Annotated in this window: 16 protein-coding genes; 6 read left to right on the plus strand and 10 right to left on the minus strand. The window is 72.4% G+C overall.

Annotation, left to right across the window (positions count from 1 at the left end; genetic code table 11):
• Window positions 1-7 precede the first annotated feature (7 nt).
• Together C8054_RS17430 and C8054_RS17435 are read right to left on the minus strand one after the other, a co-directional pair.
• Window positions 8-784, minus strand: a complete 777-nt coding sequence (locus C8054_RS17430) for a GNAT family N-acetyltransferase (RefSeq protein ID WP_233219686.1) — start codon at window positions 782-784, stop codon at window positions 8-10.
• The gene (locus tag C8054_RS17435) at window positions 784-1,560 is read right to left on the minus strand and encodes a TSUP family transporter (protein ID WP_199199809.1); all 777 of its coding nucleotides are present in this window, start codon (window positions 1,558-1,560) and stop codon (window positions 784-786) included. Before C8054_RS17435 ends, C8054_RS17430 begins: the two co-directional genes overlap by 1 nt.
• A 174-nt stretch (window positions 1,561-1,734) precedes the next feature.
• On the opposite strand from C8054_RS17435, the gene C8054_RS17440 reads away from it, so the two are divergent.
• Window positions 1,735-2,514: an endonuclease/exonuclease/phosphatase family protein gene (locus tag C8054_RS17440; protein WP_107157913.1), complete on the plus strand. Its 780-nt coding sequence runs from the start codon at window positions 1,735-1,737 to the stop codon at window positions 2,512-2,514.
• Between the two features lie 3 nt (window positions 2,515-2,517).
• Here the strand turns inward: C8054_RS17440 and C8054_RS17445 are convergent, their stop codons facing one another.
• Both C8054_RS17445 and C8054_RS33110 read right to left on the minus strand, forming a co-directional pair.
• Window positions 2,518-3,408: a bifunctional 5,10-methylenetetrahydrofolate dehydrogenase/5,10-methenyltetrahydrofolate cyclohydrolase gene (locus C8054_RS17445; protein WP_107157853.1), complete on the minus strand. Its 891-nt coding sequence runs from the start codon at window positions 3,406-3,408 to the stop codon at window positions 2,518-2,520.
• A gap of 92 nt (window positions 3,409-3,500) precedes the next feature.
• Window positions 3,501-4,526 (minus strand): hypothetical protein, encoded by a 1,026-nt coding sequence (locus C8054_RS33110; protein WP_107157854.1) that lies wholly within the window; start codon window positions 4,524-4,526, stop codon window positions 3,501-3,503.
• A gap of 118 nt (window positions 4,527-4,644) precedes the next feature.
• Between C8054_RS33110 and C8054_RS17455 the strand changes: the two genes are divergently transcribed.
• A complete protein-coding gene (locus C8054_RS17455; RefSeq protein WP_107157855.1) occupies window positions 4,645-5,667 on the plus strand; it encodes a beta family protein in 1,023 nt (340 codons plus the stop codon).
• On the opposite strand, the gene C8054_RS17460 is transcribed toward C8054_RS17455, so the two are convergent.
• Entirely contained in the window at window positions 5,664-6,656 is a 993-nt protein-coding gene (locus C8054_RS17460; protein ID WP_107157856.1) for a tyrosine-type recombinase/integrase, read from the minus strand. The two genes, C8054_RS17455 and C8054_RS17460, sit on opposite strands and share 4 nt — an antisense overlap.
• 98 nt (window positions 6,657-6,754) lie before the next feature.
• On the opposite strand from C8054_RS17460, the gene C8054_RS17465 reads away from it, so the two are divergent.
• Entirely contained in the window at window positions 6,755-7,618 is an 864-nt protein-coding gene (locus C8054_RS17465) for an aminoglycoside phosphotransferase family protein (protein WP_107157857.1), read from the plus strand.
• 104 nt (window positions 7,619-7,722) lie between these two features.
• Here C8054_RS17465 and C8054_RS17470 read toward each other — a convergent pair whose 3' ends face one another.
• From C8054_RS17470 to pdxY, 4 genes are all read right to left on the minus strand, one after another.
• Window positions 7,723-10,083 (minus strand): excinuclease ABC subunit UvrA, encoded by a 2,361-nt coding sequence (locus C8054_RS17470; RefSeq protein WP_107157858.1) that lies wholly within the window; start codon window positions 10,081-10,083, stop codon window positions 7,723-7,725.
• Window positions 10,084-10,163: 80 nt separating this feature from the next.
• Complete coding sequence (locus C8054_RS17475; RefSeq protein ID WP_107157914.1) at window positions 10,164-10,577, minus strand: VOC family protein; 414 nt, start codon at window positions 10,575-10,577, stop codon at window positions 10,164-10,166.
• 19 nt (window positions 10,578-10,596) lie between these two features.
• Window positions 10,597-11,049 (minus strand): helix-turn-helix transcriptional regulator, encoded by a 453-nt coding sequence (locus C8054_RS17480; protein WP_233219687.1) that lies wholly within the window; start codon window positions 11,047-11,049, stop codon window positions 10,597-10,599.
• Between the two features lie 41 nt (window positions 11,050-11,090).
• Window positions 11,091-11,942 carry a pyridoxal kinase PdxY gene (pdxY, locus tag C8054_RS17485; RefSeq protein ID WP_107157860.1) on the minus strand — a complete coding sequence of 284 codons (852 nt, stop codon included), beginning with the start codon at window positions 11,940-11,942 and terminating at the stop codon, window positions 11,091-11,093.
• Between the two features lie 139 nt (window positions 11,943-12,081).
• On the opposite strand from pdxY, the gene C8054_RS17490 reads away from it, so the two are divergent.
• Together C8054_RS17490 and C8054_RS33115 are read left to right on the plus strand one after the other, a co-directional pair.
• Window positions 12,082-13,500 (plus strand): OFA family MFS transporter, encoded by a 1,419-nt coding sequence (locus C8054_RS17490; RefSeq protein WP_107157861.1) that lies wholly within the window; start codon window positions 12,082-12,084, stop codon window positions 13,498-13,500.
• Window positions 13,497-13,622, plus strand: a complete 126-nt coding sequence (locus C8054_RS33115) for a hypothetical protein (RefSeq protein WP_255563039.1) — start codon at window positions 13,497-13,499, stop codon at window positions 13,620-13,622. The genes C8054_RS17490 and C8054_RS33115 overlap by 4 nt, the downstream gene beginning before the upstream one ends.
• A 41-nt stretch (window positions 13,623-13,663) precedes the next feature.
• Here the strand turns inward: C8054_RS33115 and C8054_RS17495 are convergent, their stop codons facing one another.
• On the minus strand, window positions 13,664-14,392 hold the full coding sequence (locus C8054_RS17495) for an SDR family oxidoreductase (protein ID WP_107157862.1): 729 nt from the start codon (window positions 14,390-14,392) through the stop codon (window positions 13,664-13,666).
• A gap of 75 nt (window positions 14,393-14,467) precedes the next feature.
• On the opposite strand from C8054_RS17495, the gene C8054_RS17500 reads away from it, so the two are divergent.
• Window positions 14,468-15,304 carry a patatin-like phospholipase family protein gene (locus tag C8054_RS17500; RefSeq protein WP_107157863.1) on the plus strand — a complete coding sequence of 279 codons (837 nt, stop codon included), beginning with the start codon at window positions 14,468-14,470 and terminating at the stop codon, window positions 15,302-15,304.
• Window positions 15,305-15,320 lie beyond the last annotated feature (16 nt).

Below are 15,320 nucleotides of genomic sequence, written 5' to 3' on the forward strand. Positions count from 1 at the left end.
GCCCCCGTCAGCCGGGCAACCGGGTCAACGCGCACTCGGTGAACCCGGCCACCCGGGTGAAACCCAACCGCTCGTACAACCGCACCGCCGCGACGTTGTCCACCCGCACGTTCAACGTCACATGATCCACCGACGCCCGCAGCCGCGCGCACAACGCCGCCACCACACCCGCCCCCAGACCACGCCCCCGCACCGCCGGATGCGTCGTCACGTTCCCCACCGCCGCCACCCCCCACCGCGGCGAGAACACGTGCACCCCCGCCACCGCCACCAACCGACCACCCGCACGCACCCCCACGTACTGACCGGTGTCCACCATCCGCGCATCGAACCAGTTCCCCGGATACGCCACCGCGTACAACTCCCGCAACAACGGCAGATCCGCCCGCCCCAACGGCTCACCCACCGCCGGCACCGACGCCAACCGCCCCGGATCCGTCAACGCCATCCGCACATGCGCCGCCGCGTCCGACACCGCGTACCACCGCGCCACCGTCGCCTCCAGACCGGGGGACAGGTGCGCCCACAACCGCGCCGGCAACACCGGCGCCGCCGCCACCAGCAACCCCGACAACGCCGCCACCCGATCCGGCGCCGCGAACGCCAACAACGTCGGCAACTCCACCCCGTGGTACAGCAACACCACCTCGTCACCCGAGCGGAACCACGACGTGTACGGCCAGAAGAAATCGTCCAGATCACCCAACTGGTAGGCGTGCAGCACCGGATCCCGACCCAACAACCCGGCCAGCACCGCCCGGTCGTGCTCCGCCCGCACCACCATCACCGCACCGCCACCCACTGGTCGTAACCCAACCGCGCCACCAACGCCAACACCACCACCAACAACACCACCCGCACGAACCCCGCACCCCGCCGCAACGCCATCCGCGCACCCACCACCGCCCCCGCCACGTTGCACACCGCCATCGCCGCCCCCAACAACCACCACACGTGCCCCGTCACCCCGAACACCACAAGCGCCCCCAGATTCGTGCCCGCGTTCACCACCTTCGCCATCGCCGACGCGTGCACGAAATCCGCACCCACCAACGCCGTGAACACCAACACCAGGAACGTGCCCGTACCCGGACCGATCAACCCGTCGTACAACGCCACCCCCAACCCGGCCACCGCCACCGCCACCACCACCCGCCGCCGCGTCCGCCGCGACGGCGACGCCACCACCCCCAACCGCGGCCGGGTCAACACGAACACCGCCACCGCCACCAACACCACCAACACCACCGGCCGGTACGCCCCCGCCGGCACCGCCCCCGCCAACGCCGCACCCAACCCCGCCGCCACCACCGCCAACCCCGCCGCCGGACCCGCCACCGCCCAATCCAGCCTCGTCCGCCGCGCATACGTCACCGCCGCCGTCGACGTACCGAAGATCGCCGCCAACTTGTTCGTCCCCAACGCCGTCGCCACCGGCACCCCCGGCGCCGCCAGCAACAACGCCGGCAACAACAACAACCCGCCACCACCCACCACCGCGTCGACCCACCCGGCCAACGCGGCAGCGGCCAGCAACGTCACCAACGACCCGGCATCCACGGCCGCATTCTGCCCACCCCGCCACCACCCACGAGCACCCCTGTGGCCAGCCTCACCGCCCCCGACGACGCCGCACCCACAACCCGACCAACGCCACCGCCACGAACACCAACATCGAACAACACAACAGCTTCACCATCCGACCAGCCTGCCACCACCACGTAGGGTGTGCAGGTGCGCCTGGCCACCTTCAACCTGCTGCACGGCCGCTCCCTCACCGACGGGCTCGTCGACCCCGACCGACTCGCCGCCGCCGTCACCGCCCTCGACGCCGACGTGCTCGCCCTCCAGGAAGTCGACCGCGACCAGACCCGCAGCGGCAAACTCGACCTCACCGCCCTCGCCGCCCACGCCCTGCACGCCGAGCACCACCGCTTCGCCGCCGCCGTCGTCGGCACCCCCGGCGAACACTTCCGCCCCCTCACCCACGACGACGACGGCCACGGCGAACCCCTCTACGGCGTCGGCCTCATCAGCCGCCACCCCGTCCGCTCCTGGCAGGTCACCCGCCTACCCGCCGCACCCGTCCGCTCACCCATCTACATCCCCGGCCCCGGCGGCGGACTCGTCCTGCTCCGCGACGAACCCCGCGTCGTCCTCGCCGCCGTCCTCGACACCCCCCACGGCCCCCTCACCGTCGCCGCCACCCACCTGTCCTTCGTCCCCGGCTGGAACATGTGGCAACTACGCCGCGTCGTGCGCGCCCTGCGCGCGCTGCCCGCCCCGCGCATCCTGCTCGGCGACCTCAACCTCCCCGCCGGCCCCGCCGCCACGCTGTCCCGCTGGCGCCCCCTGGGCCGACGCCCCACCTACCCGGCCGGACAACCCCGCGTCCAACTCGACCACATCCTCGCCGACCCCCACCACCTCGACCGGCTCCCACCCGTCACCGCCGTCGACACCCCACCGTCCACCATCTCCGACCACCGACCCCTCATCGTCGACCTCGGCTGAGCCTCACACCACGCCGCTCTGCCGACGCGCCGCCCGCACCGCGTTACGGAACAACATCGCCACCGTCGTCGGACCCACCCCACCCACCCGCGGCGTGATCGCACCCGCCACCCGCGCACACGACTCGTCCACATCCGGCAACAACCGCCGCCCCTCATACCGCACCCCACCACCGACCACCACCGCACCCGGACGCACATGCTCCGGCCGCACGATCCCCGGCACCCCCGCCGCCGCCACCAGGATCTCCGCACGCCGCGTGTACCGGGGCCAGTCCGCCACCCCCGTGTGCACCACCGTCACCGCCGCGTTCGCCGTCGGCCGCTTCTGCGCCAACAACATCGCCAACGGCCGACCCAACGTCGCACCCCGACCCAGCACCACCACCTCCCGGCCCGACACCGGCACCTGATGGAACGCCAACAACGCCTCGATCCCCGCCGGCGTACACGGCAACGGACCCGGCAACCCCAACGCCAACCGACCCATGTTCACCGGGTGCATACCGTCGACGTCCTTGTCCGGATCCACCTCGGCGAGGGCCCGGTCGTAGTCCAGACCCCCCGGGATCGGATGCTGCACCAGCACCCCGTGCACCGCCGAGTCCGCGTTGAGATCCGCCAACACCGCGTGCAGATCCGCCTGCGACGCCGACGCCGGCAGATGCACGTGCGGCGACGCGAACCCCAACGCCGCCGCCTGCCGCTGTTTGATCCGGATGTAACCCGCGCTCGCGTCGTCGTCACCCACCAGCACCGTCGCCAACGCCGGCGTCACCCCCACCGCACGCAGCTCCGCCACCGACGCGGCCACCTCGTCCAACACCCACTCCGCCACCGGCGCACCCGGCAACAACCGCGCCGACGAACCCGTAACCACCGAAGAAGAAGACATGCGACACCTCGCCCGCGGAGGCCCAGGCGGTCGACCCCCACGACGAGCTCCCCGATGGTTCACCCATCCCCGTGCCGCCAGTCGCGTCCCCCTCACCCTGCCACAGCGCGCACCACGATCGCATCCACCACCGACTGCCACCCCGGCAACGACGCCAACACCGCATCCGCACGCCGCCGCCGATCCGCCGCCGACACCACCTGAAGATCCGCCAACACCGCCACCAACCCCGGCCGCAACACCCGCTCCCGCTCCGGCGCCACCACCCCCAACACCGCCAGACACCGCGCGTACGTCACCACCACCCAGAACATCGCCTCCCGGTGCCGCCCCGCCGCCACCAACGCCGCCCCACCCTCGAACACCACCGGCCGCCCCGCCACCGCCAGATCCGCCCCGAACGCGAACCCCTCCCGCGGCAGCCGCGCCACCTCGTCGAACACCACCGCCAACCCGACCAGATGCTCCCGCACCCGCTCCGCGCCCACCCCGCCCCCGTCCACCGCCGCCAGCAACTCCGGATACCGCCCCCCGAACCCGAACCGCGTCAACACCTCCGACGCCCGCACGAACCGCCGCCGCACCGTCGGATCCACCAACCCCGCCACCGCCGGCCACACCGCCACCAGCGACGTCGGGAACACCCACGCCAACACCTGCTCCGCGAGCGGCGCCCCGGCGTCCAACCCCCGCAACCCGTTCTCGATCCGCCGCCGAACCCCCGCGCACCGCCGCCGCACCCACACCGGATCCGCGAACCCCACCGCCACCCGCCGCCGCACCGCCGCCAACCGACCCGACGGATCCGCGATCACCGCATCGGTACGGAACATCGGCGCGAACACCCACGACCCCAGCACGTCCTCCGGCTCACCCACCTCCGCCCAGGTGACCGAACTGACCTCCAACAACACCCCCCGATGCACGAACTTGCCCACCTTCACGCCGGGGGAGTCCCGCACCAGCAGCACGTCCACGTCCGACCACACCGGCAACTGCGCGTCACCCGGCAAACCCACCGTCGAGCCACTGAACAACGCCCCCTCGACCGACGGATCCGCCCGCATCCGCTCCCGCACCCAGCCGACCGCCACCGCCCGCGCCGCATCCACCCGCATCCGACCGATCCTGCCACCACCACAACCACCAGCCGCACACCCACGGTTGCCGATCGGACACGAAGCGTGGAGTATCGATGACAGTAACTGTCGGTCGGATCGTGTGGGGCGATGCGCAATGGCGGACTACTTCCCGATACTCCACGGCCGCGCCGGCGAGTTCGACGCCATCGACCAGGTCCCCGACGAACTCGCGCCGCACCTCCTCCCGATCTTCGACGTCGCCGCCACCACACACGGGCCCATCCACGACGCCCACACCTTCAGCCGGCGCGCACAAGACACCCTTCCCCGCGACATGACCATCGCCGTCGACGCCCACCGCCTACCGGACCCCGCCACCGGACTCCGACGACCGCTGCCCGACATCGCCGAAGACCTGCACCAGTGGGGCAACCCGATGCTGCCCGTCGCCCACCCCCACGACAGCCCGGCCCGACTGGCCGACATCCGCGACGCCGCCGCCCTGCACGGCCACGGCGCCGTCCTGCGACTCGACCACACCGACGACGACGCCGAAACCCGAGCACACCACCTCCTGTCCGCCATCGACCTGCGCGCCGACCACGCCGTCCTGCTCCTCGACGCCGCCCACCTCCGCTCCGAACACGACCTCACCCGAGCCGAACCACTGGTCCGCAAACACCTCTCATGGACTCACCGGCACCCCTGGAAAGCCGTCGTCGTCGCCGCCGGAGCGATGCCCCGCAGCATCGCCCACCTACCCCCCGACACCCCCACCCCGCTCCGCCGCTTCGACCTCGACCTCTGGCAACGCCTCCACGACCACCACGTCCGATTCGCCGACTACGGCATCGCCCACCCCCGACCCGCCACCGGCGGCTGGGGACCACCCCCGAACCTCCGCTACACCGACCACGACGTCTGGTGGACCTACCGCGCCACCCGCGACGACAACGGCAACGACGCCATCCACGACCTGTGCCGGACCCTCGTCACCGCCGACCACTGGCCGACCCTCGGACGACACTTCTCCTGGGGCGACGAACAGATCGCCCTGCGCGCCGCCCGCCACGCCACCCCCGGCACCGCCCGACACTGGCTCGCCTGGGGCACCTCCCACCACCTGGCCCACGTCGCCAACCACCTCGGCCTACCCGGCGCGCCCCCCGCCCGCTAAAGACCCAACCCCGACAACGCCCGGTTCGTCCGGTTGGCCGCCACCGCCGCCCGCTGCTGACCCGCCGTCACCTCGATGTACGTCTGCGACGACGCCAACGACGCGTGCCCCAGCAACCGCATGATCTCCGCCGCGCTCGCCCCGTCCTCGGCCAACCGCGTCGCGAACGTGTGCCGCAACGCGTGCAACCGCGCCCCGCGCGGCACCCGGTCACCGATGCCCGCCCGCCGGAAACACGACTCCACCAGATACTGCAGGCCGCCCCGACGCAACGGCTCACCCTGCCGATCCACCAGCAACGACCCGTCCGGACGCACACTGCGCGCCCCGAACCGCCGCCGCCGGCTGTCCAGGTAGCCACCCACCACCCGGTCCACGCCCACCTCGATCGGCACCGTACGCGGCCGACCACCCTTGCCGGCCACGTCCACCCGCCGCTCACCCTCGCGACCGGCAACCGACGACACCCGCAGCGCCAGCAACTCCGACAGCCGCAACCCGGCACACAGCGCCAACGCCAGCACCGCCACGTCCCGCTCCGGCCACGGGTCGCGCTGCCGGCCCTCGGCCCGCGCCACCGCCGCCAGCAGCTCCTCCGGGGTGTCCTCGCCCCGCAACGGCTTGGGCCGGGGGAGCGGCGTGCGGGGCCGCCCGACCGCGGGCATCGGGTTGCCGGCCACCACCCCGTCGGCCACCAGGAACGTGAAGAAACTGTTCCAGGTGGACCAGGCGCGGTGCACCGACGCGGCGGCGCGGGGAGCGGCGAACCGGGCGAACGCCGCGCGCATCAGCCGGGGGGACAGGCGCCCGGCCGGCAGTCGGCCCAGGGGGAGGGGAGGGCCGTCACCGTCCGCCACCTCCAGCGCGGCGACGCCGGTCAGGTCCCGCCGGTACGCGGCCAGGGTGTGCGGGGAGGGCTTGCGGGTGGCCCGGGCGGTCAGGAACTCCTCGATCAACGACCCTACCGTTTCGTCCGCTTTGTCATGCATAAGGGATATTATGCATGATTCTCGCGTTCGCGCCAGGCCGCCACTCCGGGGGAGCGCATCGCCGAAAAGCGATTGCCGCGCCCCGCAGACTGGACCGCATGGTGGAGATCGACGCCGCACTCGTCCGCGCCCTGGTCGCCGCGCAGTTCCCGCAGTGGGCGCACCTGCCGGTCACCGCCGTCGCGCGCCAGGGGTGGGACAACCGGACGTTCCGCCTCGGCGAGCACCTGTTGGCCCGGCTGCCGAGCGCCGAGGGCTACGTGCCCGGCGTCGCCAAGGAGGACCGCTGGCTGCCCGTCCTGGCCCGCCACCTGCCGCTGCCCGTACCCGAACCGGTCGCCACCGGGGCGCCCGGCGCCGGCTACCCGTACCCCTGGTCGGTGCGGCGGTGGCTGCCCGGCGACACGCTGGAGGCCGCCGACGGCCTGGACCGCGTCGCCGTGGCCCGGGATCTTGGCGGTCTGCTGGCCGCGCTGCGCGCGGCGCCGACGGCGGGCGGACCGGTCGCCGGCCGGCACTCGGCGTTCCGGGGCTGCCACCCGAGCGTCTACGGCGACGAGGTGGAGCAGGCCCTGGCGGTGCTGGACGGCCGGGTGGACACGACCGCCGCGCGGACGGTGTGGGCGGGCGCGGTGACGTCGGCCTGGCCGACGGCGCCGGTGTGGTTCCACGGTGACGTCTCGCCCGGGAATCTGCTGGTCGCGCGCGGCCGGCTCGCCGCGATGATCGACTTCGGGCAGTGCGGCGTGGGTGATCCGGCCTGCGATCTGGTGCCGGCCTGGACGTGGTGCGTCGGCGTCGAGCGTGCGGCGTTCCGGGATGCGGTCGGGTTGCCGGTCGACGCGTGGCGGCGGGCCCGGGGCTGGGCGTTGTGGAAGGCGCTCGTCACGATCGGGTCCGGGTCGGTCGCGGAGTCGTCGCGGGTGTTGGCGGCGGTGTTGGCGGACCCGGTGGCGGAGTGACGGGGGATCCCGACTCCGCCTTACTTGACATAATGTAGATTATCGAACCGCGTGGTCGGGGCGGCGGTGTCGGTGCCGGACACCGCCGCCCCGGGTTCCGCGGGTCAGGCCCCGACGTAGGTGGCGAGGTGTTCGCCGGTGAGCGTGGACCGCGTGGTCACCAGGTCGGCCGGGGTGCCCTCGAAGACGATGCGCCCGCCGTCGTGGCCGGCGCCCGGGCCGAGGTCGATGATCCAGTCGGCGTGCGCCATGACCGCCTGGTGGTGTTCGATGACGATGACCGACTTGCCGGATTCGACCAGCCGGTCGAGCAGGCCGAGCAGTTGGGCGACGTCGGCCAGGTGCAGGCCGGTGGTCGGTTCGTCGAGGACGTAGACGCCGCCCCTGTCCCCCATCCGGGTGGCCAGTTTGATCCGCTGCCGCTCCCCTCCGGACAGCGTGGTCAGTGGTTGGCCGAGCGTGAGGTAGCCGAGCCCGACGTCGGCGAGCCGGTCGAGGATGGCGTGGGCGGCCGGGATGCGGGCGTCGCCGGCGCCGAAGAACTTCTCGGCCTCGTTGACCGGCATGGCGAGGACCTGGCTGATGTCGCGACCGCCGAGGTGGTAGTCGAGCACGGCGGCCTGGAAGCGCTTGCCTTCGCAGTCCTCGCAGGTGCTGGCGACGCCGGCCATCATGCCGAGGTCGGTGTAGATGACGCCGGCGCCGTTGCAGGTGGGGCAGGCGCCTTCGGAGTTGGCGCTGAACAGGGCGGGTTTGACGCCGTTGGCCTTGGCGAAGGCCTTGCGGACGGGGTCGAGCAGGCCGGTGTAGGTGGCCGGGTTGCTGCGGCGGGAGCCGCGGATGGCGCTCTGGTCGATGCTGACGACGTCGTCGCGCCTGGCCAGGGAGCCGTGGATGAGGCTGCTCTTGCCGGAGCCGGCGACGCCGGTGACGACGACCAGGACGCCGAGGGGGATGTCGACGTCGACGTCGCGCAGGTTGTGGGTGGCGGCGCCGCGGATGGGCAGGGTGCCGGTGGGGGTACGGGTGGTGTCCTTGAGGGTGGCGCGGTCGTCGAGGTGGCGGCCGGTGACGGTGTCGCTGGCGCGCAGGCCGGCGACGGTGCCTTCGTAGCAGATGGTGCCGCCGTCGGTGCCGGCGCCGGGGCCGAGGTCGACGACGTGGTCGGCGATGGCGATGGTTTCCGGTTTGTGTTCGACGACCAGGACGGTGTTGCCCTTGTCGCGCAGGCGGAGCAGGAGGTTGTTCATCCGGGCGATGTCGTGCGGGTGCAGGCCGATGGTGGGTTCGTCGAAGACGTAGGTGACGTCGGTGAGGGACGAGCCGAGGTGGCGGATCATCTTGGTGCGTTGGGCCTCGCCGCCGGAGAGGGTGCCGGCGGGTCGGTTGAGGCTGAGGTAGCCGAGGCCGATCTCGACGAAGGAGTCGAGGGTGTCCCCCAGTGCGGTGAGCAGCGGGGCGACGGAGGGTTCGGGCAGGTCGCGGACCCAGGTGGCGAGGTCGCTGATCTGCATGGCGCAGGCGTCGGCGATGGAGATGCCGTTGATCTTCGAGGAGCGGGCCTCGGGGGCCAGGCGGGTGCCGTCGCAGTCGGGGCAGGTGGTGAACGTGACGGCACGTTCGACGAAGGCGCGGATGTGGGGCTGCATGGCGTCGACGTCCTTGGCGAGCATCGACTTCTGAATGGCGGGGATGAGGCCGGTGTAGGTGACGTTGATGCCTTCGACCTTGATTTTGGTGGGTTCCTTGTGGAGCAGGTCGTGGCGTTCGCGATCGGTGTAGTCGCGCAGAGGCTTGTCGGGGTCGAACATGCCGCTGGCGCGGAAGATGCGGCCGTACCAGCCGTCCATGCTGTAGCCGGGGATGGTGATGGCGCCCTCGTTGAGGGTGCGGTCGGCGTCGTAGAGGACGGTGAGGTCGAAGTCGGTGACGCTGCCGCGGCCTTCGCAGCGGGGGCACATGCCGCCGAGGCGGTGGAAGGTGCCCTTCTTGGTCTGGGTCTTGTCGGGGCCGCGGTCGACGGTGATGGCGCCGGTGGCGCGGACGGAGGGGACGTTGAAGGAGTAGGCGTTGGGTGGGCCGATGTGGGGTTGGCCGAGGCGGCTGAAGAGGATGCGGAGCATGGCGTTGGCATCGGTGGCGGTGCCGACGGTGGAGCGGGGGTCGGTGCCCATGCGTTCCTGGTCGACGATGATGGCGGTGGTGAGGCCTTCGAGGATGTCGACGTCGGGGCGGGACAGGGTGGGCATGAAGCCTTGGACGAAGGCGCTGTAGGTCTCGTTGATGAGGCGTTGGGATTCGGCGGCGATGGTGCCGAAGACCAGGCTGCTCTTGCCGGAGCCGGAGACGCCGGTGAAGACGGTGAGGCGGCGTTTGGGCAACTCGACGTCGACGTTGCGCAGGTTGTTCTCGCGGGCGCCGTGGACGCGGATGACGTCGTGGCTGTCGGCGTGGGCCTGGGGCATGGGTCTCCGTCCGGTTGGTGCGGTGTCGGGCCGGCCGGCGTGCGGCGTGCCGGCCGGCGTACATCGTACGGTACGTCGGGTCAGCGTCGTTGGTTGATGCGGATGAGGTTGCCGGTGGGGTCGCGGAAGGCGCAGTCGCGGACGCCGTAGGGCTGTTCGGTGGGTTCCTGGACGACGTCGGCGCCGCGGGCCTGGAGGCGGTCGAAGAGCGTGTCGAGGTCGTCGGTGGCGAGGGTGAGCGCGCCGTAGGTGCCCTTGGCGATGAGTTCGTGGATGGTGCGGCGTTCGTCGTCGGTGATGCCGGGGTCGACGGCCGGGGGATGCAGGACGATGCCGGTCTCGGGTTGTCCGGGTGGGCCGACGGTGAGCCAGCGCATGGTGTTGCCCTGGCCGACGTCGTTGCGCAGGTCGAAGCCGAGGGTGTCGCGGTAGAAGGCGAGGGCGGCGTCGGCGTCGGTGTGGGGCAGGAAGGCGTAGTGGATCGTGACGGTCATGGTGGTCACGCTAGTTCGGTCAGGTGGCGGGGGCTTCTCGATTCCTGATCGGTCGGGTGGCGTGTTTGGTGAGGCACGGGGGTGGTTCGGGGGTTCCGGGCGCGTGGCGGGCGCGGTAGGCGCTGGGGGGTTCGCCGACGAGTTCGGTGAAGCGGGTGCTGAAGGTGCCCAGGGACTGGCAGCCGACGGCGAAGCAGACGTCGGTGACGCTGAGGTCGCCGCGGCGCAGCAGGGCCATGGCGCGTTCGATGCGGCGGGTCATGAGGTAGGAGTACGGGGTTTCGCCGTAGGTCTGGCGGAACTGGCGGCTGAGGTGGCCGGCGGACATGTGTTCGCCGCGGGCGAGGGCTTCGACGTCGAGGGGTCGGGCGTGTTCGCGGTCGATGCGGTCGCGGATGCGGCGTAGGCGGGCGAGGTCGCGGAGGCGGTGGGCGAAGGCGGGGTCGTCGGTGGCCGGGTGGTGGGTTGGCACGTGTGGCATTTTCGCTGGTCGGGGCGGGGGCGTCCAGGTGTTCAGCGCAGTCGGCGGGCGGTGAAGCGGGTGGGTGGTTCGGCGATGGCGTCCTGGGCGGCGACGAGTTGGAGTTCGCGGGTGCCGGCGGCGAGCGTGGCGTCGAGGACCGCGTAGATCGAGTTGGTGGTGCGTTCCAGCGCGGTCGCGGGTGATCCGGTGGTGGCGAGGTGTGCCAGGTAGAGGGCGGCGGTGACGTCGCCGCCGCCGTTGGGGCTGATCGGCAGCAGCGGGGTGGTGACGGCCCAGGCGCCGTCGGTGGAGACGGCGACGACGTCGAGGTGGTCGGTGGGCAGGTCGCCGTGCAGGACGCTGGTGACCAGGACGTGGTCGGGGCCGGTGGCGCGGACGGCGTCGACGGCGGTGAGCAGGTCGTCGAGGGTGTCGGTGCGGCGGTCGGCGAGGAACTCCAGCTCGAACTGGTTGGGGGTGACGATGTCGGCGCGGGGCACGACGGTGTCGCGCAGGTATTCGGGGATGCCGGGGCGGACGAACATGCCGCGGCCGACGTCGCCCATGACCGGGTCGCAGCAGTAGAGGGCGGCCGGGTTGGCGGCTTTGACCTGGGCGACGGCGTCGAGGATGACGGCGCCGACGGCGGGGTCGCCCTGGTAGCCGGAGAGGACGGCGTCGGCGGTGCCGAGCACGCCGCGTTCGGCGATGCCGGTGATGACGTCGGCGACGTCGGTGGGGGCGAGCAGGGGGCCGCGCCAGGCGCCGTAGCCGGTGTGGTTGGAGAAGTGCACGGTCAGCACCGGCCAGACCTCGTGGCGGAGGCGTTGCAGGGGGAACACGGCGGCGGAGTTGCCGACGTGGCCGTAGGCGACCGAGGACTGGATGGACAGGATCTTCACGGGTTCATCGTCGCATCCGGGTCGGCTGGTGACCGTTCGGCTCAGGGTTTCGACCGTCGGGCGCGGGGTGGGTTTGGGCGCAGCGTGCGGTGGGGGCATGAAGCGAGGGGTTCTCGCCATCTGGACGGAGGAAGCACTGATGCTTTCCGCACTCGATCGTCGGCACACCGTCGCGCCGCCGGGGTACAGCCGGTGGCTGATCCCGCCGGCGGCGTTGGCGATCCATCTCTGCATCGGGCAGGTCTACGCGACGAGCGTGTACAAGAACTCCCTGATCGCGCACTTCGACTCGGGGCAGACGGCGATCGGGGTGATCTTCAGCATCGCGATCGTGATGTTGGGGTTGTCGGCCGCGGTGGCCGGTACGTGGGTGGAGGCGAACGGGCCGCGTAAGGCGATGTTCGTCTCGGCGTGCTTCTGGGCGGCGGGTTTCCTGGTGGGCGCGCTGGGGATCGCGACGTCGCAGTTGTGGCTGCTGTACCTGGGGTACGGGGTGCTGGGTGGGATCGGGTTGGGGATCGGGTACATCTCCCCCGTCTCCACGTTGATCAAGTGGTTCCCGGACCGGCCGGGGCTGGCCACCGGGTTGGCGATCATGGGGTTCGGTGGTGGGGCGATGGTGGCCTCTCCCCTGTCCCGGCAGCTGTTGTCGTTGTTCGACCCGGGGTACGACCCGTCGAACAGCGGGTCGACGGCGTCGGGGTCGGCGCTGGTGTGGTTGTTCGTCACGCTCGGGGTCGGCTACTTCGTGGTCATGATGTTCGGGGTGTTCAACGTGCGGGTGCCGGCGGCGGACTGGCGGCCGGCCGGGTTCGACCCGGCGAAGGTGGCGGCGAAGCCGATGGTGACCACCGCGAACGTGTCGGCGGCGAACGCGGTGCGGACGCGGTCGTTCTGGCTGCTGTGGGTGGTGCTGTTCTGCAACGTGACGGCGGGTATCGGCATCCTGGAGCAGGCCAGCCCGATGATTCAGGACTTCTTCCGGGACAACGGCACGTCGGCGGTGTCGGTGGCGGCGGCGGGCGGGTTCGTCGGGCTGCTGTCGCTGTTCAACATGGCGGGCCGGTTCGTCTGGTCGTCGACGTCGGACGTGATCGGCCGTAAGCCGATCTACGTGGTGTATCTGGGTGTGGGCCTGGTGCTGTACCTGGTGCTGGCGCTGGTCGGGCAGAGCGCGACGGCGTTGTTCGTGCTGCTGGCCTGCGTGATCCTGTCGTTCTACGGCGGCGGGTTCGCGACCGCGCCGGCGTATCTGCGGGATCTGTTCGGCACGTTCGAGGTGGGCGCGATCCACGGTCGGTTGTTGACCGCGTGGTCGGCGGCGGGGGTGGCCGGCCCGCTGATCGTCAACGCGTTCCTGGACGCGCAGGGTAAGCCGGGTTCGTTGACCGCGTCGGCGTACCGGCCGGCGTTGTTCACGATGGTCGGGGTGCTGGCGGTGGGGCTGGTGGCGAACCTGCTGATCCGGCCGGTGCCGCGGCGGTTCCACGAGCCGGCGTCGGGCCGGGACGAGATGGCGGACGGGCAGCCGGTGACGGCGGAGCGGAGCGGGTCGTGAACGAGCGCAGCGGTGGCGGGCAGCAGGTCCGTCTGGTGGTGTCGTGGCTGGTGGTGGCCGTGCTGTTGGGCTACGGCGTGGTGCAGACGCTGATCACGGCGGCGAAGTTGTTCACGCAGTGACGGATGGCGGCGGCCCGGGGCGGACCCCGGGCCGCCGTCGGTCAGAGGCCGCCGGCGATGCGCAGGACCGCGCCGGTGGTGTACGAGGCGTCGGGGCCGAGCAGGTGGACGATCGCGCCGGCCACCTCGTCGGGTTCGCCGGCGCGGCCCAGCGGGATGCGGCCGGCGGCGCGCTCGGGGCGGTCCGGTACGCCGGAGCGGGCGTGGATGTCGGTGCGGATGATGCCGGGGGCGACCGCGTTGACGCGGATGCCGCGGGGGGCGAGTTCCTTGGCCAGGCCGACGGTGAGGGTGTCGGTGGCGGCCTTGACGGCGGCGTAGTGGATGTACTCGCCGGGGCTGCCGAGGGTGGCGGCGGCGGAGGACACGTTGACGATGGCGCCGCCGGCGCTCATCCGGCGGGCGGCCTGCTGGGCGCAGAGGACGTAGCCGATCAGGTTGACGTCGACGACGTCGCGCAGGTCCTCGGCGCGCAGGTCGGTGAAGGGGCCGATGGGGCTGGTGACGCCGGCGTTGTTGACCAGGCCGGTGAGCGGGCCGAGCTGGTCGGCGGCGGCGAAGAGCCGGCGTACCGCGTCGGGGTCGGTGGTGTCGGCGGCGACGGTGACGGCGCGGCGGCCGGCGGCGCGCACGTCGGCGGCGACGGTCGCGGCGGCGTCGTGGTCGGCGCGGTAGCCGATGACCAGGTCGTGGCCGGCGGCGGCGAGCCGGCGGGCGGTGGCCGCGCCGATGCCGCGTCCACCGCCGGTGACAATGGTGACCGAGGTCAATGCGTCCTCCCCTGCCCTGCTGGTGGGGGCGACGTTACCGTGGGCGGCACCGGCGGCGACGGAGAGGACTGTCACATGGGGCGGGCGTTGGTGCTGGGCGGCGGCGGGGTGACGGGGGTGGCCTGGGAGTTGGGGCTGCTGGCCGGGTTGGCCGGGCGGGGTGTGTCGCTGGAGGACGCGGATCTGGTGGTGGGCACGTCGGCGGGTTCGGTGGTCGGGGCGCAGGTGTGTTGCGGGGTGCCGCCGGCGCAGCGGTACGCGGCGCAGTTGCGGCCGCCGGGTGACGAGGTGCCGGCCCGGCTCGGGTGGGGGGTGCTGGCCCGGTGGGCGTGGGCCGGTGGTCGGGGGCGGGACGCGGCGCGGGCCCGGGCGCGGGTGGGTGCGGTGGCGTTGGCGGCGCGTACCCCGTCGGAGGAGTCGCGGCGGGCGGTGATCGCGGCGCGGTTGCCGGCGCGGCAGTGGCCGGCGCGGCGGCTGTTGGTGACCGCGGTCGACGCGGTGTCGGGTGAGTTCGTGGTGTTCGACGCCGGCAGCGGGGTGTCGCTGGTCGACGCGGTGGGGGCCAGTTGCGCGGTGCCGGGGGTGTGGCCGCCGGTGACGGTCGGGGGGCGGCGGTTCGTCGACGGTGGGGTGCGCTCGCCGGTGAACGCGGATCTGGCCGCCGGGGCGCGTCGGGTGGTGGTGTTGGCGCCGACGAGCGCCGCGGTGGGGCCGATGCCGCGGGTGGCGGCGCAGGTGGCGGCGTTGCGGGCGGCGGGGGCGCGGGTGGCGGTGGTGGCGCCGGATCGGGCGGCGCGGGCGGCGATCGGGCGCAACGTGCTGGACCCGGCGCGGCGGGCGGCGGCGGCGCGGGCGGGGTTCGCGCAGGCCGAGGCGGTGGCCGACGAGGTGGCGGGTGTGTGGCGCGCCTAGGCTCACCGCATCGACG

The sequence above is a fragment of the Micromonospora sp. RP3T genome (assembly GCF_003027925.1).
Classification (GTDB): Bacteria; Actinomycetota; Actinomycetes; order Mycobacteriales; family Micromonosporaceae; genus Micromonospora.

Excerpts from the sequence above, each read along its gene's own strand:
- C8054_RS17430 (WP_233219686.1), bottom strand. The coding sequence starts at position 784 with ATGGTGGTGCGGGCGGAGCACGACCGGGCGGTGCTGGCCGGGTTGTTG.
- C8054_RS17445 (WP_107157853.1), bottom strand. The coding sequence starts at position 3,408 with ATGTCTTCTTCTTCGGTGGTTACGGGTTCGTCGGCGCGGTTGTTGCCG.
- C8054_RS33110 (WP_107157854.1), bottom strand. The coding sequence starts at position 4,526 with ATGCGGGTGGATGCGGCGCGGGCGGTGGCGGTCGGCTGGGTGCGGGAG.
- C8054_RS17455 (WP_107157855.1), top strand. The coding sequence starts at position 4,645 with ATGGCGGACTACTTCCCGATACTCCACGGCCGCGCCGGCGAGTTCGAC.
- C8054_RS17460 (WP_107157856.1), bottom strand. The coding sequence starts at position 6,656 with ATGCATGACAAAGCGGACGAAACGGTAGGGTCGTTGATCGAGGAGTTC.
- C8054_RS17465 (WP_107157857.1), top strand. The coding sequence starts at position 6,755 with ATGGTGGAGATCGACGCCGCACTCGTCCGCGCCCTGGTCGCCGCGCAG.
- C8054_RS17470 (WP_107157858.1), bottom strand. The coding sequence starts at position 10,083 with ATGCCCCAGGCCCACGCCGACAGCCACGACGTCATCCGCGTCCACGGC.
- C8054_RS17475 (WP_107157914.1), bottom strand. The coding sequence starts at position 10,577 with ATGACCGTCACGATCCACTACGCCTTCCTGCCCCACACCGACGCCGAC.
- C8054_RS17490 (WP_107157861.1), top strand. The coding sequence starts at position 12,082 with ATGCTTTCCGCACTCGATCGTCGGCACACCGTCGCGCCGCCGGGGTAC.
- C8054_RS17500 (WP_107157863.1), top strand. The coding sequence starts at position 14,468 with ATGGGGCGGGCGTTGGTGCTGGGCGGCGGCGGGGTGACGGGGGTGGCC.